The 6,799-nt window shown below is 58.9% G+C and carries 6 protein-coding genes; 4 read left to right on the top strand and 2 right to left on the bottom strand.

The window, feature by feature from the left end; translation table 11 throughout:
- A partial coding sequence (locus CXY80_RS00810) for an IS30 family transposase (protein ID WP_233194751.1) occupies positions 1-610 on the top strand: 610 nt, incomplete at its 5' end.
- Between the two features lie 19 nt (positions 611-629).
- On the top strand, positions 630-923 hold the full coding sequence (locus CXY80_RS00805) for an integrase core domain-containing protein (protein WP_104131213.1): 294 nt from the start codon (positions 630-632) through the stop codon (positions 921-923).
- A gap of 705 nt (positions 924-1,628) precedes the next feature.
- On the opposite strand, the gene CXY80_RS00800 is transcribed toward CXY80_RS00805, so the two are convergent.
- Complete coding sequence (locus CXY80_RS00800; RefSeq protein ID WP_104131212.1) at positions 1,629-3,035, bottom strand: MFS transporter; 1,407 nt, start codon at positions 3,033-3,035, stop codon at positions 1,629-1,631.
- The gene (gene deoD / locus CXY80_RS00795) at positions 3,035-3,805 is read right to left on the bottom strand and encodes a purine-nucleoside phosphorylase (protein ID WP_255411817.1); all 771 of its coding nucleotides are present in this window, start codon (positions 3,803-3,805) and stop codon (positions 3,035-3,037) included. Before deoD ends, CXY80_RS00800 begins: the two co-directional genes overlap by 1 nt.
- An 89-nt stretch (positions 3,806-3,894) precedes the next feature.
- On the opposite strand from deoD, the gene CXY80_RS00790 reads away from it, so the two are divergent.
- Positions 3,895-4,692, top strand: coding sequence for a GntR family transcriptional regulator (locus tag CXY80_RS00790; protein WP_158251501.1), 798 nt, complete (start codon positions 3,895-3,897; stop codon positions 4,690-4,692).
- Positions 4,693-5,443: 751 nt separating this feature from the next.
- Positions 5,444-6,735 (top strand): IS3 family transposase gene (locus CXY80_RS00785; RefSeq protein ID WP_104131210.1). Its coding sequence is split into 2 segments (ribosomal slippage): positions 5,444-5,714 and positions 5,714-6,735, totalling 1,293 coding nucleotides; the frame shifts between segments, so codons are not numbered across the junction.
- Positions 6,736-6,799: the final 64 nt, after the last annotated feature.

The raw sequence follows: 6,799 nt of genomic DNA, 5'->3' as shown, positions 1-6,799 counted from the left end.
AGGCGATCTCAGCCATACCCGCCACCCGAGGGTGATCGACACACTACGACAGTCCCGAAATCACCCACCACAACAACGTAAGGAAGGTGACCTCATTATCGGAACGGATGGGTCGGCGATCGGCACTCTCGTGGAACGCACAACCAAAGTCACAATACTCATCCACCTGCCGGCGATGGAAGGCTACGGGGTACAGCCACGGGTCAAGAATGGCCCGGCGATGGCTGGGCATGGGGCCGAGGCCACGAGGAAGGCTCTGGTGATCCAGATGGGTGCTCTTCCGTCGGCGATGCGCAAATCATTGACCTGGGATCGAGGCAAGGAGCTGGCCCAGCACGTGGAATTCACGCATGCGACCGGGATTGCCGTCTATTTCGCTGACGCCCACAGCCCGTGGCAACGACCATTGAATGAAAATACGAACGGACTGCTGCGCCAGTATTTCCCCAAAGGCACCGACCTTGCACGATGGGGCGCTAATGAACTCGACGCCGTTGCTCTAACGCTCAACAACCGACCACGCAAAATCCTTGGCTGGAGAACCCCCGCCGAGATGTGGGCAGAGCACCTACTATTGACCGAACAGGCCGGTGTTGCGACGACCAGTTGAATCCGCCCAATATAGGGCGGTGCGTTACACCGAACGCCTCGCGCAAGCCGAAGCCGTCGCGTCCGTCGGCTCCAAGGGTGATAGTTACGACAACGCGATGGCGGAGGCCCGGAACTCACTCTTCAAGGCTGACCTCATCCGCAACCGCGGCCCCTGGTTTGGCATCGACGACCTCGAGATCGCCGTCGCAGAGTACTTCGATTGGTTTAACCAGCGACGCCTCCATGGCGAGCTCGGTCACATCCCACCCGTCGAAGCTGAAACCAATTTTTACACCCGCCAGCCCGCCATCACCCAGATGAAACGAGCCTAACCGAGCCTCCACAAAACCCGGGGCCTGACACGTAGAGGCTTTGATAGATCGTCTCGTGGGATACCTGCAGTTCGTTCTGGCCGGCGAACACGACTGCGAGGTCGTCACTGATCTGCTGCGGACTCCAGTTCTTCCGCAAGCGTTCCTCAACGACAGCGGCAAGCTGCCGGTCATCGAGCTTGCTGGGTTTGGGTCGGCACGCTCTGATCTCACACCGTTTCTGTGCGGCATTGGGCCGATAGCTGCGCGTTGCCGGGTGTGCGTTCCGCACGCAGCTCCAGACGGATCGTCGACGTGGCACGACCCAGATCCCGCGCGATCGCCCGGACACCAGCACCACCCACCTCAGATTCGCGATGGGCAGATGTTCCTCCTGACCGAGAAAACGTCCCGAAGACGCAACCGTCGGAACGGGGATCCGTCCGCCAGTGGCTTTGACCCATCGATATCCCTGTTTGCGACCTATTCCTATAGATTCACACGCGGACGACGCCGACAGGCTTTCCCGAACCCGAACCCGAACCCGAACCCAGAACAAGTTCTCGCGGACCTTCATGACCAATCTCTACGCCACTGACAACACCTCACATAAACGGTGCTGTTACGACCCCTTGAAACCGTCTGACGTTTCGAAGCATGTCGAACAGAGGCCCCGGCTCTTGACCTGAGATTGGCTCGGTACGATGGCGAGCGAAATCAATCTCTTCACAATTTCGAAGTGTTCTGCTTCTCGGTGCTCGGGCGCTCCAGGATCACGATGGAGACTCGGTAGAGCATCAGACTGAAGGCAGCGACCGCCGCGAGAATTAACAACACTGATCCGTAGGACGACGCTTGGTCGGCGCCGGTGATGCTATCCAGCAGGTTGGGCTCTAGCCTCATCAGGGTTGCGGTGTAGGCGATGCCGATTGGCACGGCGATGTTGATGGTGAGGTTGTAGAAGCCGATGGCGATACCCGAATTTTCGACCGGTACCCGCATAATGGCGGTCGAGACGAGTGGACCGTACATCAACGCAAAGCCCATCCCGAACAAGATCATCGAGATCACGAAGATCCCGATCCACGCGTCCATTAACAGTGCCGGGAGCAGCATCGAAACGATGATCCCGACCAACGCGATGGTGATGGCCTGCTTGGACGTGAGGAACCGGGCGATCTTGCCGGTGGCCGCGCCGACTATCACGGCCGCGATGTAGCCGGGGATCAGCAGCAGGGAGACCTCGCCGAGGTTGTAGCCGTAAATGTCGGAGACGAGGAACGGGAACATGAAGGTGTAGCCCAGTTGGACCGAGTAGATGACGAACACCACGATGATCATCAGTGAATATTGGGCGTTGGCGAAGAACGCGATAGTGATCACGGCGTTGTCGTGGGTTCGGATGTGCCAGACGAAGAGGATCAGCCCCGCCAAGACCGGCAGCAAGTACCACAAGTTGAAGTTCTGCATGAACAAGATGGTGCCGGTGGCGAACACTGCGATTAGGAAAAGCCCGAACGCGTCCACGTGGCCGTCGTTCGTCGTCTCTGCGGGAACCGTACGCAGCACGACTGGGATGGCTAATAGGGAAAGTAACGTGAGTAAAAAGAACGCTGCCCAGCCGATGTAGGTAGCGATGAAGCCGCTGCCGACGGTGCCGATCAGCAGCGACAATTGGAAAGCCGCGGTGCTGAAGCCTAGGTACTTCTTCTGCTCGTCGCCCTTGAAATGTTTGGTGACATAGATCACGTAGAGGGTCTCGGCGGCCGCCAACCCGGCGGTCTGAATCAGACGGCCGACCAAGATCAGCCAAAAATTAGTCTGGAAGATGAACCCGACGATCGAACCTGCCGTCATCACGATGATCGCGAAGATGATGAGTTTCCGGATGCTGATCGAGTCGGCTAATGCGGCGTAAACTACGGCACCGATACCAATCAGGATACCGGCCAGGGTGGCTTGCAGACTGACGGTGTCAACCGGCAGGTTGAGATCTTTCGCTAACGCCGGCGACAGGAACTTGAAGCCATTGTCCAGCACCAGCGAGAAGATGAAGAGGGACAGCAGAATAGGTATAGCTCGGGTTGGTTTGAAAACCTGGAACGGACCCGTAGCGTTGGTCGCCGTGCCCATCAGACCAATTCCAACGCGATCTCGATCATCGCAGTGAAGGCGGTTTGCCGTTCCGCAGGGATGGTCTTGACGTTGGTGACGAGATGGTCGCTGACGGTAAAGATGCCAAGCGCATCGGCGCCCGCGGCCGCGGCGTTGGCAAACAGCCCCGCCGACTCCATCTCTACGGCAAGGATGCCCATCTTCATCCACTTGGTCATGGCGTCAGGATCGGCGCCGTAGAACAGGTCCGACGAGAGTACGTTGCCGACGTGAGTACGTTGGTCGCGCTTGTCGGCGATCCGCTTGGCCTGCTCTAGTAGCCGGTAGGAAGACAGCGGCGCCCAGAAGCCGGGCAGGTCGAACTGGTGCAGGTAGTTGGAATCGGTCGACGCGCCCTGGGCGATGACCACGTCGTAGAGGTTCATGTTCTCCTGCATGGCGCCGCAGGTGCCCACCCGGATCAGGTTCTTGACCCCGAAGAAATGGATCAGCTCATAGCTGTAGAGCGAGATGGAAGGGATACCCATACCCGTGCCCATTACGGACACGGGACGCCCCCGGTAAGTGCCCGTAAAGCCCAACATGTTACGAACCTCGTTGAAGCACCGGATGTCGTCGAGGTAGGTCTCGGCGATGAATTTCGCTCGCAGTGGATCCCCAGGTAGGAGGATCGTCTCGGCAATGTCCACCCCTTTCGGATCAATGTGCGGCGTGCTGATCGTGGCCGTAGTGGGAAACGGCTCCTTCGTCGTTGACGGTGATCCTCCATTAACGGTGGTTGAACTCACGTGGACTCCTTTGTCTGGATTACAGTATGAGGTTATACCTCATGAGTACCATGTCACATATGATATTGTCGGGGCAGCAAGGAGGTCTCGTGACGACCCGTTTGGAACCCCACTCGTTCTTGCAACGGCAACTCCACCTTGCAGTCGGCCACCCGATTCGAGTTGCCATTTATACGCGGCTTGCTGAGGGGATCCGCTCTGGCGCATTCCGGCTCGGTGAGATGCTGCCAAGAGAAACAGAGCTCTCTGCAATGCTCGGCGTCAGCCGCACTCCCGTACGCGAGGCGCTGATGCTTCTCGAAGAAGACGGGTTGCTGGTCACCCGGCGCGGAGTTGGGCGATTCGTCACGGACGCCCTTCCGCGCGGCGGGCTGGAGCAGATGCGGCCATTTGAGGTTGTCTTAGCGGACCCGACCATGACAATGACAATGACCGTGCAACCGGTGCGCTTCGAGTTGGAGAAGGTAACAGACTTCGTGTCCAAACGGCTCGCGCTGGACTCGACTGCTAACGCTTGGATCCGCGAGAGCCTCTTGCTGCAAGACGGCCTTCCCGTTGCGACTGTTCAAGAGCATCTCCCTGCTGGGCGCTACCTCAGTGATGTGAGCGCCCGAATCGCATCCGAGCTTTTGGAGATCGCTGCCGAGCCACGGACGCTCCTCGCATCCATGCAGGCCAACGGCCACGTCTTTACAAACGGCGTGTGCGAGATCGTCGCAACCGATGCTGGCCCCACGCGGGCGAAACTGCTGAACGTGAAGCCGTCGGCGGCGGTCCTCATCTTTACTCAGACAGCGGGGCACGGCGGAGTGCCGCTCTACGCCGCGAAGTGTGTCGTCGCACCCGGTCACGGATCGCTATCGATAATGCAACGCAACCCGAGCTAGTGGCGCTTTACGGCGGAACTGGGACGTAACTCTTATCGTCTTCGATCAGATGCTAGTCGCTCTGAGAACAACCCCACCGCGGTGGGTTCGGGTGCGCGTGTCGTGGTGATGCCTGTTACTGCTTGCATGCGGCGAAACAGTATTCGATGACGTTGCGGCGCTTGCAGGCGTCTTTATCAGGGTCAGGGCGGTTAGCCACCGTTTTACTGCGGCGCATACGGTTGACGATGTGATCTGATCGCGCCAAGATCACGGCTTCGATACTGTGTTTCCAGCGCATCAATCGATTCGCCTTGGGCGAATATGCGTTGTCACCTAGGGCGTGAACTGGCGTCGTTCGAGGCCGACCGGCGTCCACGCGCGGAGCCCGCAAGTTGCCCCAGAACCTCCGGAAACACTGGAGAGTCTTGGCTCCAGCTGCAGCATCAACGGACGCGGACGCGGGCGCGGGTTCGCATCCGCATTGCAGAGAGGGTGAATCCTCGTGGTCAAACTGTCGCGTGACCTGCCAATTGCGTAATCAAGGGGTTCACATTGGGCAGATTCGTGTAATTCGATAGTTCCACCTGTGGTGCGGTTGAGGTTGGTGTCGTTCTGGTGGGCGCGGTTGACCGTGGAGTCCACAGACACGTCCTACGACATCAACCCAACTCAAAAAAATTTATAGGACGAGCGTAAACCAAAACCGAGAACGGCAATCTGAACCGTCCCTGATTTCCTGCCGCTTTCTTTCTGGTGAAAGGATTCGGATATGCCCAAGAAACACCCAACAGAGGTTCGCGAACGAGCGGTCCGTATGACTCTTGATCGTTTGAAGGATTACCCGTCAATGTGGGCGGCCTGCCGCGACCTGGCCCCCAAGCTCAACATCGGCGCCGAGACGCTCCGGAAATGGGTCACCCAGGCGCAGGCCGACGCCGGCGAACGCACCGGGCCCACGACCGAGGAGCTCGAGGAAATCAAACGCCTCAAGCGCCAGAACCGTGACCTCCGCGAGACGAACGACATCTTCAAAGCGGCAGCGTCTTTCTTCACGAGGGAGCTCGACCCTCGCAACCGTCTATAGTCGCTTTCATCGTCCAGATGAAGGCGAACGGCCATGGAGTCGAGTTGACGTGTGGTGTCCTGCGTGAGCAGGGCGTCACGGTCACTTCACGGTCATTTCGGGCGTGGAAGACTCGCGCCGCCGCGGCCCGAGTTCAGAGCGATGCGGCACTCGTCGACCGGCTGAAAGCCTTGAAAGTGAGAGATGTGTACGGGCGTCAGCAGCCCGAGATTCTCTACGGGCGACGGAAGATGACGGCGTGGCTCCGCCGGGGTGAGTTCACCGGCGTTTCGAAGCACACGGTCGACCGGTTGATGCGCCTCGAGGGCATGAACGGCCTCGTCCGGGGCCGGAAGCCCCGGGCTTCGGCGTCGACTGGCAAGGAGTCAGCGCGAGCCCCTGACTTACTCAAACGCAACTTCAGTGCGCCCCGCCCGAACCACTCCTGGGTCACGGACTTCACGTATGTCCCAACGTGGGGCGGCTTCGTCTACGTGGCCTTCGCGATCGACTTGTACTCTCGTGCGATCGTGGGCTGGCATGCGTCAACGGTCAAAGACACACCGTTCGTTGAGGTCTGTTTGAATATGGCGCTCTGGCGTCGCGACCATGCCGGCCACGCCGTACGGCCCGGTTTGATACATCACAGCGATGCCGGATCTCAATACACATCGATCAAATTCACCGAGACTGTCGCTCTGGAAGGCCTCGTCGCCTCGATCGGAACCATCGGCGACGCCTACGATACCGCGGCCGCGGAGACGGTCATGGGGCTTTACAAGAACGAGGCCGTGGCGAAGAACTCACCCTTCGTGACGGGACCGTTGAAGACCCTCGCAGACGTTGAGAAACTCACCTTCGACTGGCTGGACTGGTACAACAATCGGCGCCTGCACAGCGTGCTCGGGAACATGCCGCCCGAAGAATATGAACGCAACTACTACGCTGAAACAAACGGCCCGATAAATATCGAAGCCCTACGTGTCACCGTTGGGTGAGGCCAGTAGCTAACAGCAAGTTCGCCGTTTGATGTAGGGCGAGAATCAGGAATCATCACCATGT

The sequence above is a fragment of the Cryobacterium sp. M91 genome (genome assembly GCF_002929615.1).
Taxonomy (GTDB): Bacteria; Actinomycetota; Actinomycetes; order Actinomycetales; family Microbacteriaceae; genus Cryobacterium; species Cryobacterium levicorallinum.
Note: the sequence above shows the minus strand (reverse complement) of the source record. Positions and strands in the feature narration are given on the sequence as shown.

Excerpts from the sequence above, each read along its gene's own strand:
- CXY80_RS00800 (WP_104131212.1), bottom strand. The coding sequence starts at position 3,035 with ATGGGCACGGCGACCAACGCTACGGGTCCGTTCCAGGTTTTCAAACCA.